Here is a 3,081-nt window from a genome sequence, read left to right on the forward strand (position 1 = left end):
CTCATAGCTCTCCATATCTTTGAAGTTTTGCGCGTAATAATCAGCCCCCTCACCGATAGAGGTAAGCCCTACTCCGATCAGATCGGCTCCCCCTTTGGTGGTATAGCCTTGGAAATTACGGTGCAACTCCCCTTTTTAAATCGCTTTGAAGAGTTCATCCTCAGCTTTGGCGAAATGGTCCATCCCGATCATTCGATACCCCAGTTCAGACATGTGATCGATGGTATAACGCATAATGGCGAGCTTTTCCGCAGGGTGCGGCAGGGTTGTCTCATCGATTTTACGCATCGTTTTTTTAAGCCACGGCACATGGGCATAGTTAAATACGGCAAAACGGTCAGGATCGAGTGAGATCGCTAGATCAAGGGTCTTTTTAAACGTCTCCAAACTCTGGTACGGCAAACCATAGATGAGATCGACATTGACGCTCACCATGTTGTATTTACGCGCTAGATCCATCGCCGCTTTGGTGATATCATACGGTTGCACACGATGAACCGCTACTTGTACTTTTTCATCAAAGTCCTGAATCCCGAAGCTGACACGGTTGAATCCCGCCTCACTCATCGCACGCATTTGATCATCATTAATATGGCGCGGATCGATCTCACAGCTGATCTCAGCATCAGCGGTAAAATTTTTGAAATGGCTTTTAATTGCGCTGATAATTCGGTTTAATTGATCCGCATCGAAAAAGGTGGGAGTACCGCCTCCGAAATGGAGCTGAATCACCGGACGGTTCACATCAATGTGTTGTGCTAATATCTCCATCTCACGAAGCAGATAATCGATATAACGCTCTTTTTTATCCTCTTTGGAGGTAAATACGACATTACAGCCGCAAAAATAGCAGGCATTTTTACAAAACGGTAAGTGAAAATAGAGAGACAAAGGACGCGCCGGATCTTGTGCATGGAGTTTTGAGAGGTACCCATCATAATCAAAGGTATCACTAAACTCTAATGCCGTCGGATAGCTCGTATAGCGGGGTCCCGGTTTGGAATATTTGGTAAATTTGTCAAAATCAAGCATAGTGTGTCCCAAAAAAAGGTATATTATCGCGATTATACCCTTTTGGATTGAAGTTCCCCTAAAAGTCCAATGTTACCAAGAGAAATAGAGGTGATAAAACTCTTAATATAATCACTATAAACATTGATTTTAAAAAAAACTGTGATAAAATCATTGAAATAAAATATAAATATAATCTATAATTCAAGAGGTATTATGAGTGCCATTAAAGTGCTAATTGTCGAAGACGATGAAGTAACCGCTATGAATTTAAAAATGTCACTTGAAAAACAAGGCTATGATGTTATATCTCTTGCCGATAATGCAGTAAGCGCACGTAATAAAATTAAAATTTATAACCCTGATATTGCCCTTATCGATATTGGGCTCCAAAAAACAATGGACGGCATTGAACTTGCCCAATACATCCGTGACAAAAATCATCTTCCGTTCATTTACCTCACAGCACATTCAGATAACGAGATGCTCTCTAAAGCCAAAAGAACCGAGCCTTATGGCTATATTGTCAAACCTTTTGATCCAATTAATCTTCATACTACCATCCAAATGGCACTTTATCGGTTCAAAGAAGAGAAAAAACGTTCCTCTAATATCGAAGAACTCAAATCCGATCGAGAAGAACTTGAAAAGCTAGTCTATGCTAAAAAACTCTCCGATAAACCGATTGTCGCATTTGGTGAAGGGTACCGACACGATACCGGGCTCGGAGAAACTTTTTATCAAAATCAAAAAATTAAACTTACTAAAAAAGAGAATGCTTTTATCCGTCTTCTCGTTGCTCAACTAGGAAGTATCGTTGATTTTGAACAGGCAATCAACTACGTCTGGGAATCCAAAGGAGCGACAGATAACAGTGTTCGCACCCTTGTGTGGAGGCTGCGAAATAAACTTCCGACAGATGTGATCAAAAATGCTTCAGGGGTAGGTTACTATCTCGAAGAATAACTATTTTTTCTAAGAAAATCGTTTTTCAAATTCGCTACGTAGTACAGTATATGCTTCATTAAAATCAAAATCTTCATCTTTATCGTTCCCTGATTCTTCAATCACACTAGCAATACGAGAAAGTTCATCAAAACGAAAATTAGTACTTGAACCTTTGATTGCATGGGCTATAAAGCTAATATCATCATACTTTTTCACCATGATCGCATAAAATAATTCAAGAAATAACTGTTCCATTTTTTGACGATAAATTTCCAGTAAATATTCAACTTGATCTTTATCAAGCATTAATGCAGCTTTGAGATGATTCATATCAATATTAGCCCATTTAGTCGAAATCAAAGTTTCCACCGGAGTAATCACTTTTAATTGCAGATAACGCTCTAAAATTTGTTCAATCTCCTTAAGCACAATCGGCTTTCCTAAAAAAGCATCATAGCCCTTTTGAATAGAACGCTCTCTAGAACCTTTGATAACATTTGCAGTTAAGGCGACAATAGGGGTACGTGGACGATCATGTTCTTGTTCAAATATACGAATATTTTCTGTTGCTTCATTTCCATTCATATAAGGCATCTGTTCATCCATTAATACCATATCAAAATATTCATTACGATACGTTTGCAACGCTTTTTTCCCATTAGCAACGATCGTGTAAGCTATACCATAACGTTCTAATATAATTTTTATTAATTCTTGATTAGCATGATTATCCTCAGCTACCAATACTTTTCCTTCAAAGCCTCGTCTTCCCGTTATTCCACTATTTACCTTTAAATCAGTAGATTTAATGCCTAAAACATCACTAAGAGCTTTTTGAAATTTCGTACAGTAAATAGGGAATGTTAACGGTGTAATCGTATCCACTGTATCATAACGCTCATCCAAAAAATCCAAAATAGCCACAGATGGTATTTTTCGCCGTGTAATTTGCTCACGTATCTCATCATCAATAGAGCTCTCTAAAAAAATTAATAAATCAAACTCCTCATCAACATTTTGCACTTGTTTTACTTCAACACCAAAATGTTCCCAATATTTCCATAATGACTCAACTTTATATTGTTCTGAAGAATCATATGCTAATAGTGCAAACTTTATCCC

2 protein-coding genes and 1 pseudogene are annotated in these 3,081 nt (G+C 37.9%); 1 reads left to right on the top strand and 2 read right to left on the bottom strand.

Annotated features, from left to right (window positions below):
- Positions 1–1,032: pseudogene (gene hemN, locus WA010_RS10700) on the bottom strand (oxygen-independent coproporphyrinogen III oxidase); the annotation flags it as partial.
- Between the two features lie 195 nt (positions 1,033–1,227).
- On the opposite strand from hemN, the gene WA010_RS10705 reads away from it, so the two are divergent.
- Positions 1,228–1,977: a response regulator transcription factor gene (locus WA010_RS10705; protein ID WP_422557104.1), complete on the top strand. Its 750-nt coding sequence runs from the start codon at positions 1,228–1,230 to the stop codon at positions 1,975–1,977.
- 9 nt (positions 1,978–1,986) lie between these two features.
- Here WA010_RS10705 and WA010_RS10710 read toward each other — a convergent pair.
- On the bottom strand, positions 1,987–3,081 hold a 1,095-nt coding region (locus WA010_RS10710; protein WP_422557105.1), incomplete at its 5' end, for a response regulator.

The organism is Sulfuricurvum sp. (genome assembly GCF_049305995.1).
Taxonomy (GTDB): domain Bacteria; phylum Campylobacterota; class Campylobacteria; order Campylobacterales; family Sulfurimonadaceae; genus Sulfuricurvum.